The following is an 18,381-nucleotide window of genomic DNA, read 5'->3' on the forward strand; positions in this document are numbered from 1 at the left end:
TGGCACGCTCATGGCGGAAGAATCGAGGAAACGAGCAACTGCGTGTAAGGCTCGCGCGGATCGTCGAGCACCTGGTCGGTCAGGCCGGTCTCGATGACGCGGCCGCCCTTCATCACCATCACGCGATGCGAGAGCAAGCGCGCCACCGCCAGATCGTGGGTCACGACGATCGCGGCGAGCCCGAGCTCGCTGACGAGGTTGCGCATCAGGTCGAGCAAACGCGCCTGCACCGAGACGTCGAGGCCGCCGGTCGGCTCGTCCATGAACACCAGCCGCGGCTCGGTGACGAGGTTGCGAGCGATCTGCAGCCGCTGCCGCATGCCGCCGGAGTAGGTCCTCGGCGCATCGTCGATGCGGCCGGTATCGATCTCGACCCGCTCCAGCCAGGTCGACGCGGTGTCACGGATGCGGCCGTAATGATTCCAGCCGACCGCCATCAGCCGCTCGCCGACATTGGCGCCGGCCGACACGCCCATGCGCAGGCCCTGCGCCGGATCCTGGTGCACGAAGCCCCAGTCGGTGCGAAACAGGAAGCGCCGCTCGGCCTCGCCCAATTCGGCGAGATCGCGCAGCACGCCGTCGCGCATCCGGTAGGACACCCGGCCCGCGCTCGGCGCGAGCTGCGCCGAGAGCAGCTGCAGCAGCGTCGACTTGCCGGAGCCGGACTCGCCGACGATCGCCAGCACCTCGCCGGGATAGAGCGCGAACGAGACGTCGCGGCAGGCGGCAAGCCGGCCGTAATCCTTGGCAAGCCCCTCGGCCACCAGCAACGGCTCGTCGTTGTCGAGGCTCGATAGCTCAGACATGCGCCTTCTCCTTGTGCGGCGCCGCGCTCTCGGTGCCGTGATGGCCGGCCGCCTGGCGCTGCTCGCAGAAGTCCGTGTCGGAGCAGACGAACATCCGCCCGCCCTTGTCGTCGGTGACGATCTCGTCGAGATAGGAATTGTCGGCGCCGCACAGCGCGCAGGGCGCGTTGAAGCGGTAGCGCGTGAACGGATGATCCTCGAAGTCCAGCGACACCACCGTGGTGTAGGGTGGGATCGCGTAGATGCGCTTCTCGCGGCCGGCGCCGAACAGCTGCAGCGCCGCGCAATTGTCCATCTTCGGATTGTCGAACTTCGGCGTCGGCGACGGGTCCATCACGTAGCGCGCGTTCACCTTCACCGGATAGGCGTAGGCGGTGGCGATATGGCCGAAGCGCGCGATGTCCTCGTAGAGCTTGACATGCATCAGCCCGTATTCGGCGAGCGCGTGCATGCGCCGCGTCTCGGTCTCGCGCGGCTCGAGGAAGCGCAACGGCTCGGGGATCGGCACCTGATAGACCAGCACCTGTCCGGCATGCAGCGACGCCTCGGGAATGCGATGCCGGGTCTGGATCACGGTCGCGTCCGTGGTCGAGGTCGTGGTCGCGACGCCAGCGGTCTTGCCGAAGAATTTGCGGATCGAGATCGCGTTGGTGGTGTCGTCCGAGCCCTGGTCGATCACCTTCAGCACGTCGTCGGGACCGAGGATCGCGGCCGTCACCTGCACGCCGCCGGTGCCCCAGCCATAGGGCATCGGCATCTCGCGGCTCGCAAACGGCACTTGGTAGCCAGGGATCGCGATCGCCTTGAGGATCGCGCGGCGGATCATCCGCTTGGTCTGCTCGTCGAGATAGGCGAAGTTGTACGTCGGCGCGTTCATTCCGCGGCCTCCTGCATTTCCACGGCCGCGCTGGCTTCCGCAAACTCCTGCCGCAGCTTGCGCAACAGGCCGAGCTCGGACTGGAAGTCGACATAGTGAGGCAGCTTGAGATGCTCGACGAAGCCGGTCGACTGGACATTGTCGGAGTGCGACATCACGAACTCCTCGTCCTGCGCCGGCGCCGCCGCCTCCTCGCCGAGCTCGCGCGCACGCAGCGCGCGATCGACCAGCGCCATCGACATGGTCTTGCGTTCGCTCTGCCCGAAGGCGAGGCCATAGCCGCGGGTAAAGCACGGCGCCTCGGTCGTCGAGCCCTTGAACTGGTTGACCATCTGGCACTCGGTCAATTCGATCCAGCCGAGCGGCACGGCAAAGCCCGCGTCCTCGGCGAAGAACTCGACCTCGACCTCGCCGAAGCGGATCTCGCCAGCGAAGGGGTGATTGCGGCCGTAGCCGCGTTGCGTCGAGTAGCCGAGCGCGAGCAGGAAGCCCTCGTCGCCGCGCGCCAGATTCTGCAGCCGCAGATCGCGATCAGCCGGAAAGCTCAGCGGCTCGCGCGTGAGGTCGCCGACCGGCGTGTCGCTATCTGCCTGCGGCGAGGGTTCGATCAGACCATCACGGCCGAGAATGTCGGTGACCCGCGGCGTGGCGGCCTGCGAGGCTTCCGCGGTCGCCGGCTGCTCCGGCACAAAGCCTTCCGCGAGCTGCGGATCGAGCAGGCGATGGGTGTAGTCGAAGGTCGGCCCCAGGATCTGGCCGCCCGGAACGTCCTTGAACGTCGAAGAGATCCGCCGCCGCACCTGCATCTCGCCGGTGTTGACCGGCTCGGTGGCGCCAAAGCGCGGCAGCGTGGCGCGGAAGGCGCGGACCAGGAAGATCGCCTCGATCATGTCGCCGCGCGCTTGCTTGATCGCGAGCGCCGCGAGCTCGCGGTCGTAGAGCGAACCTTCGGTCATCACACGATCGACACCAAGCGCGAGCTGCTCGGAGATCTGTGCCAGCGTCACCTCGGGCACGTCGCGGTCGCCGCGCCGCTCATGCGCGAGCAGCCGATGAGCATTCTCGATGGCGCGCTCGCCTCCCTTGACGGCTACATACATCGCTCACCCTCCGCTTGCGATCAGCCGCGTGGTGCGCGGGATCGCCACAATGGCATCGTCATGGACCAGCACGACATCGATGCCGCGCGGGAACAGGGCTTCGTTGATCGCAAGCCGCTGGAACAGGTCGCGTGGCTTGATCATCGCCTGCAACACGGCGCTGCCGTCGATGCCGGGCCCTTTCAGCTCGAAAGCCGGGCCCTGCGACAGGCTGTCGACCTGCAGGATCAGCGTGGTCGACCGGTCAGGATATTCGCTGCTGCCGAATGTGAATCGATCGAGCGCCGGCAAGCTCGCGGCGTCGCCGACCAAAGCGAAGCTCGCGATCGAGGAATCGGTGATCACCGGCGCGCTGGCGTGAAACTTCAGCCAGCGGGCGACGTCCGGCGTCGCCGACATCGCAGCATCAAGCCAGATCGGCGTGTCGTGATCGAACAGCGTCAGCGCGATGGCGGCCGAGCCGCGCATCATGCCGGCCGGTGTTCCCACGCTCGCGGCGACGCGCTGCACGCTGCCCGGGCGCGCCATCGCATCCATCACGGAACGGAAAGTCGACTGCGCCGACAGCACCTTGTCGGCAAAGCCCGCGGGCATTTCGGCAATCGTCGTCATTGCATCATCCCTCACCGCGCACCATCGTGTAGAAATCGACCCGCGTCGCCGCGGTTTCCGCTGCCTTGCGGCCTCGTTCAGCGTTCATGGCGACGCGCAGCGGCGCGATCACCTTGGCCTCCACCTCGCCGGACAGCTCCGCCGACTGCATCATGGCGTCGCACAGCGCGATCATCTGCGCCTTCCGCGCGTCGCGGCCGAGCGTGTAGCCGAAGCCGACCTCGCCGGTCGCAAGCCGCACCGCCGCGCGCGACACCGTCGCCTCGCCGAGATTGAACGGCGCACCGTCGCCGCCGATCCGCCCGCGCAGCATCACAAGGCCGTTTTCCGGCTCGCGCAGGTTCTCATGCGCGGGCACCGCGATCGCCGCCAGCCTGCCGGCGATATCCGCAGCGGCGGCGTGCGCCAGCACCGTCATCGCGGCCTTGCGCTGGGCCTGTTTGCTGTTTGGTCCGGTCGAACTCATGGGCAAACCTTTGGGCAACCTTGCTTGCATCAAGTTGTCTATGATACTAGACAACTTGATAGCGGAGCGCCATGACTGTTTCGTGACAAACCAAAGATTTCTGGTATCACCGCGCCATGAGCATGCAGGAAAGTTCCGGCGTCGCCTTGTGGCGGCAGGTCGCCGACGGCATCGAGCGCGGCATCGCTGACGGCCGCTTTGCCGCCGGCGAAAAGCTGCCCGGCGAGATGGAGATCGCCGAGACGTACCGGGTCAACCGGCACACCGTGCGGCGGGCGCTCGCCGCATTGGCCGAGCGCGGCCTGGTGCGCGCCGAGCGCGGCAGCGGCACCTATGTCGAAGCCCAGCGCCTCGCCTATCCCCTGCGCTCACGCACGCGATTTTCCGAGATCGTCGGCGCCGGCGGTCACGAGCCGCGCGGCCAGTTGATCGAGGCAGGCGACGACGTTGCCAATCGCGAGATCGCACGCGAACTGGGCCTGAAGATCGGTGCGCCACTGATCCGGATCGAAGCGGTGCGCCTCGCCGACCGGACGCCGATCTGCGTTTCCACCACCTGGCTGTCGGCCGAGCGGTTTCCCGATGCCGGCAGCGTATTCGCCAACGTTCGCTCGATGACCAAGTTGCTCGGACATTACGGCGTCAAGGACTACCACCGCGCCTCGACCCGGATCACCGCGGCGATCGTCGATGCGACCGACGCCGCGCGGCTCGACCTGCCGCTGGGACGACCCGTGCTGGTGGTCGACGCCACCGACGTCGACATGCTGGACCAGCCGCTGGTGACCAAGCGCTCGCGCTTCGCCGCCGAGCGCGTCGAGTTTCTGGTCGAGAACGGCTGACGTGCTTCTGCTCCCTCGCCCCGCTCTTGCGGGGAAAGGGTTGGGGTGAGGGGCTGTCTCCGCGACTTCGAAAGCTTTGAGTGTGCGGAGAGTCCCCCTCACCCGGAATTTGCGCTGCGCGAAAATTCCGGCCTCTGCCCGCACGCGGGGAGAGGCGAAGAAGAAGCTACACCACCGCCCTTTGCCCGATGATCGCAAAGCGCAGCTTGCTGGAGATGAAATCGATCGCGGCAACCGCGATCAGGATCATCAGGATCAGGAACGACACCTTCTGCCATTCCAGCACGCGGATCTGCTCGGCGAGTTGCAAGCCGATGCCGCCGGCGCCGACGATGCCGATGATGGTCGCCGAACGGGTGTTGGACTCGATGAAGTAGAGCACCTGCCCGGCGATCACGGGCAGCACCTGCGGCAGCAGGCCGAAGCGGATCTCGTGCAGCGGGTTGCCGCCGGAGGCGCGGATGCCCTCGACCTGCTTGCGATCCGCCGCCTCGATCGCCTCCGAGAACAGCTTTCCGAACGCGCCGAAGTCGGACACCATGATCGCGAGCACGCCGGCGAACGGGCCGAGGCCGACGACGTTGATCCAGACCAGCGCCCAGATCAGCGTGTCGACGCCGCGGATCGAATCGAGGAAGCGGCGCACCGGAAAGCGGATCAGGTTGGAGGGGATGATATTGCGCGCCGCCAGCAGGCTGACCGGCAGCGCCAGCAGCGCGGCAAGCGTGGTGCCGAGCAGCGCGATCGACAGCGTCTCGCCGAGCGCCTGCATGTAGAGCGGGAACGACGAGCCCGGATTCGGCGGGATCATCAGCATGGTGATCCAGCCGAGCTGGCTGAGGCCCGCGATCAGCCTGGACGGCGAGAAGTCGAGATCGACCAGGCCGAACACGAAGATCGCAAACGCCGCCACGATCATCGCCGGCAGCGCCAGCCGCGCCGAGGCGGGCCGGTCGAAGGCGTCGGGATATTTCGCGCGCAGCTCGGGCGTATCCGGCTTCGGCAGCTGGCTCATCGCCGGGTCTCCTTACCGAATAGCCGGCCGCGCAGCCAGCCGGTCGAGATATCGATGATGAAGACCGTGATGATGATGGTGACGAGGATGGCGCTGACGTCGGAATAATAGAACTTGCGGATCGCGACCACGAGTTCCTGGCCGATGCCGCCGGCGCCGACAAAACCCATCACCGAGGCTTCGCGGACATTGATCTCGAAGCGCAGCAGCGCGTAGCTTGCATAGCCGGCCGAAACCTGCGGCAGCACGGCAAAGCGCATGCAGGACAGCCAGCTCGCGCCGGTGGAGCGGATGCCCTCGACCGGCTTCATGTCGGCATTCTCGACGATCTCGGCGAACAGCTTGCCGAGCGCGCCGGTCGAGTGAATCGCGATCGCCAGCACGCCGGCCATCGGCCCGAGGCCGAACGCGATCACGAAGATCAGCGCAAACACGATGCCGGGCACCGTGCGGGCGAATTCCAGCAGGCGGCGCACCACAAAGCGCAGCCACGGTCCCGGCGAGGTGTTCTGGGCCGCGAAGAAATTCAGCGCAAAGGCGAACACCGCGCCGGTCAGCGTGCCGACATAGCTGATCAGCAGAGTCTCGCCGAGCATCTTCAGCCACTTCTTCCAGCCCCAGAACCATTCAGGAAGATCGGTCCAGACCCGCGCGCCCGAATCAAGCGTCAGGATGCGGTCGAAATAGCTGACGAAGTTGCCGAAATAGGTGAACAGCGTGCGCAGGTTCACCTCCGCGCCGAACGCGGCGATCACCAGCACCGCACAGAACGCGGCCACCGCCAGCGCAGCCTTGAGCCGCTTGCGTGCGACGGACCTGCGGTAAGCGTCTTCCAGCGTGGCCAGTTGCTGCGCCGGAAGAATGGATACGGCGGTCGCCATCGACGCGTGCCAGTCCGGTTCGAGTTGAGCAGAAAGGGCCGGGCTGTCGAGCCCGGCCCTCGTGATTCAGGCGATCAGCTCGCCTTCTTCTTGCGCAGATTGTCGACGAACTTGATCAGCTCGATGGTGCCGTCCCAATCCTTGGTGGTGGCGGGATGGAAGCCCTTCTTCTGGCCGTCGGAGAGACGGTCGAAAGCGGCCTTGTCCTTGGTCGGGGCGTCGAAGAAGGCCTTCGCGATCGCGGCCTTCAGATCTTCCGGCAGATCGGCGTTGTAGGCATAGGGACCGTTGATGATCGGCGCCGACTTGTGGATGATGCGAAAATCGTCCTTCTTCATCGCCGAGCCGTCGGCGTTCTTCAGCATGCCCTTGTGCAGCATCTGGGCCAGCGTGGAGTCGTCGTCGCTGGTCCACTGATTGGCCGCCATATCGACGGTGCCCTGCGCCAGCGCCAAGACGGCGTTCTCGTGGCTGCCGGTGAACACGACCTTGCCGAAATAGGTATCCGCATCGTGGATGCCCATCTTGTCGAGCTCGAAGCGCGGCACGTTGTTGCCCGACGTCGAGTTCGGATCGACCAGGCCGAGATTCTTGCCCTTCAGGTCATCGACGCTCTTGGAGGGGCTCGACGCCTTGACGAAGAATACCGAGTAATAGCCGGTCGAACCGTCCGCGTTGATGTCGTTGGCGAAGGCGTCGGTCTTGACGCCGGTCAGGCGGGCGCGCGCGAACGAGGCCGAGCCGTAGCTGGCGATCTGGATGTTGCCGGCGCGCTGACCTTCGATAACGGCCGCGTAGTCGTTGGCGATGCGCAGCGTGACCTTCACGCCGAGTTCCTTCGACAGGTACGCCACGAACGGCGTCCAGCGCTCGGTGACGCCGGAGGCGTTCTCGGCCGGCACCACCGCGAAGGTGAGCTCCGGATATTTTGCTTTCCAGTCCTGCGCGAATGCCGAACCGGTGAACGCCAGCACGGCGGCGCCGGCCAGAACGATGCGACGAGTGATCATGACTACCCCTCTTTTGTGGTTACACCTGTTGGCCGGGCAAAACGCCCAGCCTCGCAGATTGAAAAATGCGCGACGCTCAGGCCGCGGCTGCGGTGCCGAGCGCCGGAGCCGTTGCGCCGTCGGGCGCAGGCAGCGGTGCTGCGCCGATGACGTCATTGGCCTCGAGATCGTAAAGCTCGCGGGCGATATGGTCGGTCAGCGCCGCCGGGGCGCCGTCGAATACCACCCGCCCCGCCGCCATGCCGACCAGGCGATCGCAATAGGTCCGTGCCAGGTCGAGCGAGTGCAGGTTGCAGAGCACCGTGATGCCGAAATGCTTGTTGATGCGCAGCAGTGCATCCATCACGATCTTGGTGTTGCGCGGATCGAGCGAGGCGATCGGCTCGTCGGCAAGAATGATGTCGGGCTCCTGCACCAGCGCGCGGGCGATCGCAACGCGCTGCTGCTGGCCACCGGAGAGCTGGTCGGCGCGCTGCGCCGCGAGCGGGGCGATATCGAACTGATCGAGCGCGGACATCGCCAGCGCCCTGTCCTGCTCCGGCCAGGCCTGCGCCAGCGAGCGCCAGGACGGAATCTGGGCCAGCCGGCCCATCAGCACATTGGTCAGCACGTCAAGGCGGCCGACCAGATTGAACTGCTGAAAGATCATCGCCGAGCGCGCCCGCCATCGCCGCAGCGCCCTGCCGCGCAGGGCGGTGACGTCGGTGCCTTCGAACAGGATACGGCCCGAGGTCGGATCGGCGAGACGGTTGATCATCCGCAGCAGGGTCGACTTGCCGGCGCCGGAACGACCGATCACGCCGACAAAGCTGCCCGGCGCGATCGAAAAGGACGCGTTGTCGACTGCGGCTTTCGTGCCGAACCGGCACGTCAAACCTTCCACCACCAGCATGTAATGCTCCAACCGCGCCTCGTTGGGCCATCGCTATCCCCGGCGCTTTACAGTTATGTGACGACAGCGCTGCGGTGCGGCGATCGTCCACACCCCTCCCTTGTCGCTCCCTTGCCGTCATCGCAACGTCATGATGTTGTCATCAAGCATCCCGATGACGAGCGCGCATCTCCCCGGAAGCCCAAGATTCTTGAAGATTTGCGGAGGCCCTGATGGCCGGAAAAACACTCTCGGTTGTGCCGACCGTCGACCCGACCGCGTCGGTCCGTGAGAGCAAGCTCGGCAAATACACCGAGGTCGGCGCGCGCACGATCCTGCTTGAAGTGAGCATGGATGACTACTCCTACGTCGTGAACGACAGCCAGATCACCTACAGCTCGATCGGCAAGTTCTGCTCGATCGCGGCGATGACCCGCATCAATCCCGGCAACCACCCGATGCATCGCGCTAGTCAGGCGCATTTCACCTACCGCGCCAGCGCGTATTTTCCCGGAGAGAGCGACGACACCGACTTCTTCAACTGGCGACGTGCGCATCACGTGCATATCGGCCATGACGTCTGGATCGGGCATGGCGCGATCCTGTTACCGGGCCGGAACATCGGAACCGGCGCTGTGGTCGCCGCCGGCGCGATCGTGACCAAGGATGTGCCCGCCTACACCATCGTTGCCGGTAATCCGGCGCGGCCGGTGAAGCGGCGCTTCTCCGAGACGATCGCCGACCGCCTCGCCGCGCTCGCGTGGTGGGACTGGGATCACGAAACACTTCGGCGTGTCCTGCCCGACTTTCGCAAACTCGCGGTCGAGGAATTCCTCGACAAGCATGAGGCCGAGGCCGTATCCCAATCGCAAGCCAAACAACGGAGCGCCGCATCGTGACGGACATTTTCATCGAGGGCGGGCGCACGCTGGTTGACGGCGCCCTGGTCGAGACCTCGCTGCGGACCGCGGGCCGCGACATCGGCGCGCTCGACGCCGAGCAGGGTCGCGCCGCGCTTCACATCGATGTCAGTGGCCTGCTGGTGCTGCCCGGCATCATCGATCTGCACGGCGATGCGTTCGAGCGGCAGATGATGCCGCGCCCAAGCGTCGACTTCCCGACCGACGTGGCGTTGATCGACAGCGACCGGCAGGCGATCGCCAACGGCATCACCACCGTGTTCCATGGCACGACCTGGTCGTGGGAGCCCGGCCTGCGCAGCGCGGAGAATGCGCGGAAACTGCTCGACGCGATCGAGGCGCTGCGGCCGCAGCTCGCCGCCGACACCCGCTTCCACCTGCGTCACGAGACCCACAATCTCGAGGCCGAGGCCGAGATCATTCAATGGCTCGCCGAAGGCCGCATCGACCTGTTCGCCTTCAACGACCACAGCAACGTCAAGCCGAAGAAGCGCAACCAGCTGGCCGAGCGCACCGGGCTCTCCGTCGAGGCCGTCAACGACATGCTCGACCGGGTCGTGGCGCGCCGCCCCGAAGTGCCCGCCTCGATCGCGCGACTGGCAGCGGCTGCGCGCGCGGCCGATATCCGCATGCTGTCGCATGACGACAACAGCCCGGCGATGCGCCAGGAGTTTCGTGCGCTCGGCGCCGTGATCGCCGAATTCCCTGTCAACGAGGAGACCGCGCGCGACGCCGCTGATGCGGGCGACTTCATCGTGTTCGGCGCGCCCAATGTGGTGCGTGGCGGCAGTCACACCGGCTGGACCAAGGCATCCGACATGATCGCACAGGGCCTCTGCTCGGTGCTGGCGTCGGACTACTACTATCCGGCGCAGCTGCTCGCGGCGTTCCGCCTCGTCGCCGATGGCATCCTGCCGCTCGCCAGGGCCTGGGACCTGATCTCGTCGGCACCGGCGCGCGCGGCAGGGCTCGCCGACCGCGGCGAGCTCGCCGCGGGCCGCCGTGCCGACATCATCGTCGTCGACGACAAGGTGCCGCTGCGGCCGCGCATCGTCGCCGTGATAGCGGCCGGACGGCTGGTGCACCTGGCGGACGCGAGCTGCCTCGTTCATTCGCTCGCACCGCGCAAGACGGTTGCGGCGGCATAGTCCGGTCCCATGGCCAGCACTCCGCGCTACGCGATCTATTATGCGCCGTCACCCGACAGCGCCCTGCACCGCTTCGGTTCGACGCTGCTCGGCTACGATGCCGTTTCGGGCGACGACCTGCCGTTTCCCGATGGCGTCACGCCCGACTGGCGCGAGGTCACCGAAGATCCGCGCAAGTATGGATTCCACGCCACGCTGAAGGCGCCCACCGCGCTCGCCGCCGGTCGGAGCGAGGCCGAGCTTCTCGATGCCTGTGCCGCCTTCGCCGGCCGCGCGCGGCGCATTCCGGTGATCGAACCGGTGGTCGATGCGATCAGCGGCTTCATCGCGGTGATTCCGGCCGGCCGCTCGGACGAGCTGCAACAGCTTGCCGCCGATTGCGTCGCGGAATTCGACGCGTTCCGTGCCCCGCTGACGGCCGCGGATCGCGCGCGGCGCAAGCCCGAGCGGCTCACCGCGCGGCAGTGCGACTATCTCGATCGCTGGGGCTATCCCTACGTCATGGAGGAGTTCCGCTTCCACATGACGCTGACGGGGCGGCTGAGCGACGAGCGGCGCGGCCCGATCGTGGCCCAGCTGCGCGAGCGGTTCGCGGCGATCGAGCTTGCGACGCTGGCCATCGACCGCATCGCGCTGCTCAAGCAGGCCGATGGCGCATCCCGCTTCCGCATCATCGGCAGCTGGCAACTGCGGGCGAGCTAATTTGGCTTCGCGAGCTCGGCCAGCAGCCACTTCTTGAATGTCTGCAGCGCGCGACTGCGCTGCGCGCCCGGCGGATGAACCAGCCAATAGCTGCCGGTGACGTGGCCGACCGGCAGGAGCCGGCGAATCGCGCCGCGCCGCTCGCTTTCCCCGATAAAGGGTTCGAGCGCGAGCGCGACACCGGCACCGCGCTCGGCAGCCTGCAGCGCCGCCACAAAACTGTCGACCGAGATCGCGCGCGTTGCGGGCGGCGCGGGCTCGCCGGCATGCTTGAACCAGAGCGGCCAGGCTGCGGGGAATGTCGTCACATGGATCAGGACGCCGCGGCCGAGATCGGCAGCGGTGCGCAGCTTCAACCGCCGGGTCAGCGCCGGCGCGCCGACCGGAACGGTCCTCACCTCCATCAAGCGATGCGCGACGACGCCTTCGGGCTTGTCGGGCCCGAAGCTGATGCCGGCATCGAATGTCTCGGCGTCGAAATCGACATTGCGGTTCGAGGTCTCGATCGCAAGATCGAGCTCGGAATGCCGGGTGAGGAACGAGGATAGCCGCGGGATTAGCCAAGCCGACGCGAACTGCGGCAGCACCTTGAGCCGTAGCCGGCGCTGGCCGGCCGCCTCGACCGCCGATTCCGCCTGCGCCAGCAGTGCAAACGCGCGACCGGTCGCGGCGGCCAGCTTCTCACCGGCAGGAGACGGCCGAACCACGCGATGGGTACGGTGAAACAGCGCGACGCCAAGATGGATTTCGAGATTGCGAATGCGATGGCTGATCGCCGAGGCGCTGACATTCAGCACGCCCGCGGCCTCCTTGAAGCTGCCGAGCCTGACTGCGACATCGAACGCCTGCAATGCCAGCAGATGCGCCGGCCGGAGGCTTGCAGCAGCGAGGTCTTCCCTCCCTTGCGACAGCGACCGGCGCCCCGGCCTTGGGTTGTTCCTGCTCATCAGCCGATACTAGCGGCCGGGCCCCGTCGATGTCGCGCGGAAAAATTGTTCGCATGAATTTCATTCATCCGAACCCGGCTCGTTTCGCTTGTCGCCTGCAGGGCAATGGGCGAATCTGCCCCTCGAAACAGACCGGCGGCAAGCCCGGCCAGCAGAGCGGGAGAACGGCGATGACGGCACAGCTCGCGGACGAAGCATCCATCGTCGACCGCATCCTCAGGCATATCGATGCCAAATCGACCGATCTCAGCGACGGCATCTGGCACGAACCCGTCGCGCATTATCTGGCGCAGGATCGCTTCGCGGCCGAGATCGAACACGTATTCCGCCGCACGCTGACGCCGTTCTGTCCGTCGGCCGCGCTCGCCGAGATCGGCGCCTATGTCGCGCGGGACGCGGCGCTGACGCCTGTTGTCGCGATCCGTGGCGCGGACGGCGTCGCGCGCGCCTTCCGCAATGCGTGCCGGCACCGCGGCGTGCAACTCGTCGACGGGGCCGGCTGCAAGAAGGCGCTCACCTGCCGCTATCACGGCTGGACCTACGGTCTCGACGGCCGGCTGCGCCGCATCCCCGACGATTACGGCTTTCCCGGCCTCGACAAGGACACGCATGGGCTCGTGCCGGTCACCTGCATCGAGCGCGACGGCCTGGTGTTCGTCTCGCAGGACGATCCCGCCGCGACATCAGAGGCCGGCGGCATGCCGACGCTGTTCGGTGACGACTGGAAGCTGTACGCGACCACCGCGCAGGAGGTCGAGGCCAACTGGAAGATCGTCGCTGAAGGGTTCCTCGAAGGCTATCATATCCGATCGACGCATCAGGACACGTTCTATCCGCTGCAGTACGACAATCTCAATGTGATCGAGCCGTTCGGCCGCAACAGCCGGATCAGCTTCCCCTATCGGCGCATCGAGAAGCTGCGCAACGTACCGCCGGGCGAGCGCAGGACGGCCGGCATGCTGACGCATGTCTATCATTTGTTTCCGAACGTGATGCTCTCGACCTTCCCGACCAATCGGCTGATGACCGTGCTCGAGCCGCTGGCGGTGGACCGCACCCGGCTCGTCACCTACACGCTGTCGAACCAGATCGCCGCGGAAGATGGCCGCACCGCGGTCGCCCAAGGACGCGATTTCGTCACCGCGGGCGCGGCCGAGGACCGTGAGATGGCCTGCGCCGCGCAGCGCGGGCTCGCAACCCGGGCAAATGCCCAATTCACCTTCGGCCTGTTCGAAGGCGCGATCAGGCATTTTCACCAGAACCTGGCCGCGATCATCGAGAGCCGTACTGGCGCACGTTGATCCGACCACACTGCTGAGGACCGAACATGCTGGACCACCCGACCGTCAAATACCGAACCGAGCAGGCCGTCGCGATCGTGACCATCGATCGCTATGACGAGGCGCGCAATGCGGTCAATCCGGAGACCGCGCAGGGGCTGGCGCAGGCGTTCCGCGCCTTCGATCGCGATCCGTCGCTGTCGGTCGCGATCCTGACCGGCGCGGGCGGCGCGTTCTGCGCCGGCTTCGACCTCAAGCGCACCGCGGCCGGCCATCGCGGCCACCGCGTCGAGAACGGCGACGGCCCGATGGGCCCGACGCGGATGAAGCTGTCGAAGCCGGTGATCGCCGCCGTCGAGGGCCCCGCCGTGGCGGGCGGCCTCGAGCTTGCGATCTGGTGCGATCTTAGGGTCGTCGCGCGTGACGCCACCTTCGGCATTTATTGCCGGCGCTTCGGCGTACCGTTGATGGATCTCGGCACCGTGCGCCTGCCGCGGCTGATCGGACACAGCCGCGCGATGGACATGATCCTCACCGGACGCGGCGTCTCCGGCGAGGAGGCCGGACGAATCGGGCTCGCCAACCGCGTCGTCGCACCCGGAACGGCGCTCACCGAAGCGCGGAGCCTCGCCCACGATCTGTGCCGCCTGCCGCAGGCGGCGTTGCGCAGCGACCGGCTCTCCGCGATCGAGCAATGGGGGCTCGGCTGGGAGCAGGCTACGCTGAACGAGTTTCGCCTCGGGCTTGCGACGGTTGCGAGCGGCGAGACCGAGGCCGGCGCACGCCGCTTCGCGGCGGGCAAAGGCCGGCACGGCGATTTCGCCGACATCGCCTGAGAAACCGATTGCAGCGGCGGCGCTACTCGTCCACCCGGGTTCGGTCGATGATCTCGGCGGCGCCCTTCGCGAGCAGTTCCATGCCGACGGCGCGGCCGAGTTCGCGCGGACGATCCGCGGGCCCGCGCCGCGTCACCTCAATGAAGCCGGCGCCGGCCTCGTCGAGCACCGAGGCGCGCAGCGTCATCTCGCTGCCCGCGAGCGTGGCGTGGCCGGCGATCGGCGAATTGCAATGGCCGTTGAGCACCCACAGCACCTCGCGCTCGGCCTCGGCGGTAAGCCGCGACGGCGCGTTGTCGATCCCGGCCAGCCGGCCCCGCGTCGTCCAGTCGGTCTCCACGCATTCCACCGCGACAATGCCCTGGCCGACCGCCGGCAGCATCTCGCCGACCGAGAAATCGTGCGCGATGCGCGCGGTCATGCCGATGCGCTCGAGGCCCGAGCGCGCCATCACCAGCGCATCCGCCGGCCCGACCTCGCCGCCATCGGGCAGCCGCTGCTTGTCGCCCCGATCGAGTTTTGCAACTCGCGTGTCGGCGGCGCCGCGATAATGGATCACGGTCGCTTCCGGAAACAGCCGGCGCAGATAGGCGGCGCGGCGCACGGCGTTGGTGCCGATCATGAAGCCCTTGCCGCGCGCGGCGCGGAGGGTGTCGAGCGACAGGCCGGGACGCAGCACGAGGCTGTCATTGGCGGCATCGCGCGCCAGCATCGCCGCGAGGACGAGACCCGGCGTCTCCTCATTGCCCGGCACGTCCTTCAGCGAATGCATCGCCGCCTGCAAGGTGCCGGCACGCATGGCTTCGCGGATCTCGGCGACGAAGGCGCCGCCCTTGCCGCCATGGCGCAACAGCTTGCTGGTCTGGTCCTGGTCGCCGCGGGTCTCGAACTTGACGATGTCGACGGCAAGGTCCGGCGCCGAAGCGCGCAGCAGCCGCGCGACCTCATCCGTCTGCGCGAGCGCCATCGCGCTCTTGCGCGTCCCAATCCGCAAAACCTGTCCCGACACGAAAGCTCCGCTGCGCGTGATCATCAACGGCTGGGGATTAGAACAAAAAGCCAGTCAAAACAACGGTTTTTGCCCCTCTTTGGCCACGCTCAGACGAGCTCCTCGACAAGCTGCACCCCGGCCGCGCGCATCGCCGCGGTCGCGACGGCAAGCGAACCGCCGAGATCGATGGCGCGGCAGCCTGCCAGCACCACCGTGGTCTCGAAACCGAGCCGCCGCGCATCGAGCGCCGAATACTGCACGCAGAAATCCGTCGCCAGCCCGGCCATCACGACGCGCCTGAGGCCGCGCTCGCGCAGATAGCCGGCGAGCCCGGTCGGCGTCTTGCGGTCGTTCTCGAAGAATGCCGAGTAGGAATCGATCGCGACGCGGAAGCCCTTGCGGATCACGAGCTCGGCCCGGTCGATCGCAAGGTCGGGATGAAACGCCGCGCCCGCGCTGCCCTGGATGCAATGATCCGGCCACAGCGTCTGCCGCCCATACGGCATGGCGATCTCGGAGAACGGCGCCGCGCCCGGATGCGAGGTCGCAAACGAGCTGTGGCCGGCCGGGTGCCAGTCCTGGGTCAGCACGACATGGTCGAACCGCGCGGCGAGCCGGTTGACGACCGGCACGACGGCATCGCCGTCCGCGACCGCCAGCGCACCGCCGGGGCAGAAATCGTTCTGCACGTCGATGACCAGCAACAGATCGTCGGGCGCAATCTTCATCATGTGCCGATCCGCAATGACGCGCGCAGCTTGCGCAGGCAGGCGATCACCGACAGCGCGGTGATGCGGCCGGTCTTCGGGTTCTCCGAAGGAATGTTCTCGATCATCATCGAGAACCGCGCGGAATCGGAATCGACCTCGATCCGGTGGGTGTTGCGGGTCACGGTCGGATCCGCCCAGATCTCGACCCTTGTGCGGTCGGGGCCGATGCCGGCCAGCGACAGCGCCACCGCGACGTTGAGGTTGGCCGGAAAGCCCTTGGCGGCGTCGCGCGCACTGCCCTCGAAGATGCGCAGCGGCTCGGTGATGCCTTCGATCTGGATGTTGTTCTCGGCCAGATGCGGCGCACCGACCAGGCCCGCGACCGGCTTGCGCGTCACGAGCTTGGCCGAATGAATGGTCCCGACGGCCGCCGCGGTCACGGCATCGAGCCCGATCAGCGCGCCGGTCGGCACGATGATCTGGCCGCCATGGGCTCTCGCGAGATCGACGAGGTCCTCGTTCTGCAGCAGCGCACCGACGCTGAGCACGACCGCGGTCTTGCCGCGCTCGACCACCGGCGCCACGATCGAACGGACCAGCTTGCTCGGCGCGCACTCGACCACGATGTCGGCGACCTCCGCCAGTTGCTCGATCGGCACCAGCTTCGGCGCCGACTTGAGCTCCGCCACCCATCCGCGGTGCTTGTCCGGGCTGTTCGCCGACACCGCGACCAGCGTCAGGCCCTCGATGCCCTGATCGAGCGCCTTGGCGACGTCGGTGCCGATCGCGCCGAGGCCGGCGACCGCAACCCGTGTCTTTGCCTTGCTGTCAGCCATCATTTCCCGCCGGCGAGCATCTTGACCAGGCGATAGAGATACTCCTCGCCCTCGTAGAATGACTTGACGAGCACGCGCTCGTCCTTGCCATGGATACGGTTGTCGTCGACATCGGCGGCCAGCCCGGAATGACCATAGGTCGGAATCCCCGCGTTACGCAGATAGCTGCCGTCGGTCGCGCCGGTGCTCATGACCGGAACGATCGACGCATCCGGCCAGAACTCCTTCGACAGCCTCTCGATCGAACCCATGATCTCCTCGTTGAGGGGCGACGGCGGGCTCAGCACGGCCTTGCCGGTCGGAGCCACCGCGATCTCCTTGTCGGCGAGCACGCGCTCGATCGTCGCCTGCACGCCCTCGACCGGCTCGCCGGGCAGGATCCGGCAGTTCACCTTGGCGGTCGCCAGCTGCGGCAGCGCGTTGATGGCGTGGCCGCCCTCCAGCATGGTCGCGACGCAGGTGGTGCGGAGCTGCGCATTGTAGCCCGGATTCTCCGACAATCGCGCCAGCGCCGCCGGATCGGGCTGCGGCGCCAGGATCGCTTTGATGTCGTCGGCATGCGACGTATCGACCTCGGCGGTCTTGCTGAAATAGATCCGGGTGGTCTCGTTGAGGTTCATCGGGAAGCTGTAATTGGAGAGCCGCACCAGGCCTCCAGCGAGGTGATAGATCGCATTGTCCTTGCGTGGCAGCGAGGAATGGCCGCCGCGATCCTTCACCGTGAGCTGGTAGCCGATCGAGACCTTCTCGCTGGTCTGCACGCTGTTGCGGATCGCCTTGCCGCTCTTGAGACCGACGCCGCCGCCTTCATTGAGCGCGAACTCGGCGTCGATCAGGTCGCGGTGGTTCTTGATCAGCCACTGCATGCCGAGACCGTTGGCATCGAGGATCTCCTCGTCGGTCTCGAGCGCCACGATGATGTCGCGGTCGGGCTTGTAGCCCTCCTTCCTGTAGCGGATCAGATTGGTGATGAAGGCGGACGCCATGTATTTGTCGTCGCCGGAGCCGCGGCCATAGAAATAGCCGTCCTGCTCGGTGAGCTTGAACGGATCGACCGTCCAGTCCTCGCGAAGCGCAGGGACGACGTCGATATGGGCGACCAGGAGGATCGGCTTGCGCGCGCCGGAGCCGTGCAGCCGCGCCACCAGATTGCCCTTGTGCGGCGCCGGCGAGAACACGTGCACGTCGGCCTCGGGGAAGCCCGCCGCGCGGAGCCGCGCGCCCATCGCCTCCGCCGCCTTCTGGGTATCGCCGGTCGCGGTGGTCGTGTTGATCTCGACCAGTTCCTGGTAGATGCCGCGGGCGAATTGCTGCTGCTCGGTCAGCCCCTGCGCCGCGGCGCCGGTTGCGAGCAGCGCCGGACCGAGCGCTGCCGCGAACCGCAGCGATCGAACGGTGTCTCTAGCCTTGTGCGACATCATGCTCTCCCGGAATTCCGCCACCTGATTGGAGCGAATTCAGACAGGCGACACGCGCTTTGGCAAGACGGCAAGCCCTTCAATTTCCGCGCGCATGCTCCGCAGTTTCGCGC

General features: G+C 66.9%; 20 protein-coding genes. 6 read left to right on the top strand and 14 right to left on the bottom strand.

The window, feature by feature from the left end; genetic code table 11:
- Positions 1-8: 8 nt before the first annotated feature.
- Genes phnK through phnG form a run of 5 tightly spaced genes read right to left on the bottom strand, consistent with a single transcriptional unit; the run spans position 9 to position 3,861 of the window.
- The gene (gene phnK, locus JEY66_RS32685) at positions 9-806 is read right to left on the bottom strand and encodes a phosphonate C-P lyase system protein PhnK (RefSeq protein ID WP_018270343.1); all 798 of its coding nucleotides are present in this window, start codon (positions 804-806) and stop codon (positions 9-11) included.
- Complete coding sequence (locus tag JEY66_RS32690) at positions 799-1,683, bottom strand: alpha-D-ribose 1-methylphosphonate 5-phosphate C-P-lyase PhnJ (RefSeq protein ID WP_016846424.1); 885 nt, start codon at positions 1,681-1,683, stop codon at positions 799-801. Before JEY66_RS32690 ends, phnK begins: the two co-directional genes overlap by 8 nt.
- The gene (locus JEY66_RS32695; protein ID WP_016846423.1) at positions 1,680-2,783 is read right to left on the bottom strand and encodes a carbon-phosphorus lyase complex subunit; all 1,104 of its coding nucleotides are present in this window, start codon (positions 2,781-2,783) and stop codon (positions 1,680-1,682) included. Before JEY66_RS32695 ends, JEY66_RS32690 begins: the two co-directional genes overlap by 4 nt.
- A gap of 3 nt (positions 2,784-2,786) precedes the next feature.
- Entirely contained in the window at positions 2,787-3,395 is a 609-nt protein-coding gene (gene phnH, locus JEY66_RS32700) for a phosphonate C-P lyase system protein PhnH (protein WP_016846422.1), read from the bottom strand.
- A gap of 4 nt (positions 3,396-3,399) precedes the next feature.
- Positions 3,400-3,861 (bottom strand): phosphonate C-P lyase system protein PhnG, encoded by a 462-nt coding sequence (phnG, locus tag JEY66_RS32705; protein ID WP_016846421.1) that lies wholly within the window; start codon positions 3,859-3,861, stop codon positions 3,400-3,402.
- 116 nt (positions 3,862-3,977) lie between these two features.
- Between phnG and phnF the strand changes: the two genes are divergently transcribed.
- The gene (gene phnF / locus JEY66_RS32710) at positions 3,978-4,703 is read left to right on the top strand and encodes a phosphonate metabolism transcriptional regulator PhnF (protein WP_016846420.1); all 726 of its coding nucleotides are present in this window, start codon (positions 3,978-3,980) and stop codon (positions 4,701-4,703) included.
- A gap of 166 nt (positions 4,704-4,869) precedes the next feature.
- On the opposite strand, the gene phnE (JEY66_RS32715) is transcribed toward phnF, so the two are convergent.
- The 4 genes from phnE (JEY66_RS32715) to phnC all read right to left on the bottom strand — a co-directional run bounded on the left by phnE (JEY66_RS32715) (position 4,870) and on the right by phnC (position 8,501).
- Entirely contained in the window at positions 4,870-5,718 is an 849-nt protein-coding gene (gene phnE, locus JEY66_RS32715) for a phosphonate ABC transporter, permease protein PhnE (protein ID WP_016846419.1), read from the bottom strand.
- Positions 5,715-6,599, bottom strand: a complete 885-nt coding sequence (gene phnE, locus JEY66_RS32720) for a phosphonate ABC transporter, permease protein PhnE (RefSeq protein WP_018270342.1) — start codon at positions 6,597-6,599, stop codon at positions 5,715-5,717. Before phnE (JEY66_RS32720) ends, phnE (JEY66_RS32715) begins: the two co-directional genes overlap by 4 nt.
- A gap of 74 nt (positions 6,600-6,673) precedes the next feature.
- Positions 6,674-7,609, bottom strand: coding sequence for a phosphonate ABC transporter substrate-binding protein (gene phnD / locus JEY66_RS32725; protein WP_016846417.1), 936 nt, complete (start codon positions 7,607-7,609; stop codon positions 6,674-6,676).
- 76 nt (positions 7,610-7,685) lie between these two features.
- Positions 7,686-8,501, bottom strand: coding sequence for a phosphonate ABC transporter ATP-binding protein (gene phnC, locus JEY66_RS32730; RefSeq protein ID WP_026192432.1), 816 nt, complete (start codon positions 8,499-8,501; stop codon positions 7,686-7,688).
- Between the two features lie 212 nt (positions 8,502-8,713).
- Here phnC and JEY66_RS32735 point away from each other — a divergent pair, with 212 nt between their 5' ends.
- From JEY66_RS32735 to JEY66_RS32745, 3 genes are read left to right on the top strand one after another with little or no spacing between them, the layout of a single operon-like run.
- Positions 8,714-9,379 carry an LbetaH domain-containing protein gene (locus JEY66_RS32735; RefSeq protein ID WP_016846415.1) on the top strand — a complete coding sequence of 222 codons (666 nt, stop codon included), beginning with the start codon at positions 8,714-8,716 and terminating at the stop codon, positions 9,377-9,379.
- Positions 9,376-10,548, top strand: a complete 1,173-nt coding sequence (locus tag JEY66_RS32740) for an alpha-D-ribose 1-methylphosphonate 5-triphosphate diphosphatase (RefSeq protein WP_018270340.1) — start codon at positions 9,376-9,378, stop codon at positions 10,546-10,548. The genes JEY66_RS32735 and JEY66_RS32740 overlap by 4 nt, the downstream gene beginning before the upstream one ends.
- Before the next feature lie 9 nt (positions 10,549-10,557).
- The gene (locus JEY66_RS32745) at positions 10,558-11,250 is read left to right on the top strand and encodes a DUF1045 domain-containing protein (RefSeq protein WP_016846413.1); all 693 of its coding nucleotides are present in this window, start codon (positions 10,558-10,560) and stop codon (positions 11,248-11,250) included.
- Here JEY66_RS32745 and JEY66_RS32750 read toward each other — a convergent pair.
- Positions 11,247-12,197 carry a LysR substrate-binding domain-containing protein gene (locus tag JEY66_RS32750; RefSeq protein WP_244620803.1) on the bottom strand — a complete coding sequence of 317 codons (951 nt, stop codon included), beginning with the start codon at positions 12,195-12,197 and terminating at the stop codon, positions 11,247-11,249. The two genes, JEY66_RS32745 and JEY66_RS32750, sit on opposite strands and share 4 nt — an antisense overlap.
- A 170-nt stretch (positions 12,198-12,367) precedes the next feature.
- Here JEY66_RS32750 and JEY66_RS32755 point away from each other — a divergent pair, with 170 nt between their 5' ends.
- Positions 12,368-13,498 carry an aromatic ring-hydroxylating oxygenase subunit alpha gene (locus JEY66_RS32755; protein ID WP_038376297.1) on the top strand — a complete coding sequence of 377 codons (1,131 nt, stop codon included), beginning with the start codon at positions 12,368-12,370 and terminating at the stop codon, positions 13,496-13,498.
- Positions 13,499-13,524: 26 nt separating this feature from the next.
- Positions 13,525-14,313 (top strand): crotonase/enoyl-CoA hydratase family protein, encoded by a 789-nt coding sequence (locus tag JEY66_RS32760; protein WP_016846410.1) that lies wholly within the window; start codon positions 13,525-13,527, stop codon positions 14,311-14,313.
- Positions 14,314-14,335: 22 nt separating this feature from the next.
- On the opposite strand, the gene hemC is transcribed toward JEY66_RS32760, so the two are convergent.
- From hemC to JEY66_RS32780, 4 genes are all read right to left on the bottom strand, one after another.
- The gene (gene hemC / locus JEY66_RS32765) at positions 14,336-15,346 is read right to left on the bottom strand and encodes a hydroxymethylbilane synthase (RefSeq protein ID WP_016846409.1); all 1,011 of its coding nucleotides are present in this window, start codon (positions 15,344-15,346) and stop codon (positions 14,336-14,338) included.
- A gap of 65 nt (positions 15,347-15,411) precedes the next feature.
- Positions 15,412-16,032, bottom strand: coding sequence for a bifunctional nicotinamidase/pyrazinamidase (pncA, locus tag JEY66_RS32770; protein WP_018270339.1), 621 nt, complete (start codon positions 16,030-16,032; stop codon positions 15,412-15,414).
- Positions 16,032-16,850 (bottom strand): aspartate dehydrogenase, encoded by an 819-nt coding sequence (locus JEY66_RS32775; protein ID WP_016846407.1) that lies wholly within the window; start codon positions 16,848-16,850, stop codon positions 16,032-16,034. The genes pncA and JEY66_RS32775 overlap by 1 nt, the downstream gene beginning before the upstream one ends.
- Positions 16,850-18,268: a M20/M25/M40 family metallo-hydrolase gene (locus JEY66_RS32780; protein ID WP_100213841.1), complete on the bottom strand. Its 1,419-nt coding sequence runs from the start codon at positions 18,266-18,268 to the stop codon at positions 16,850-16,852. Before JEY66_RS32780 ends, JEY66_RS32775 begins: the two co-directional genes overlap by 1 nt.
- Positions 18,269-18,381: the final 113 nt, after the last annotated feature.

This window comes from Bradyrhizobium elkanii USDA 76 (assembly GCF_023278185.1).
GTDB classification, from domain to species: Bacteria; Pseudomonadota; Alphaproteobacteria; order Rhizobiales; family Xanthobacteraceae; genus Bradyrhizobium; species Bradyrhizobium elkanii.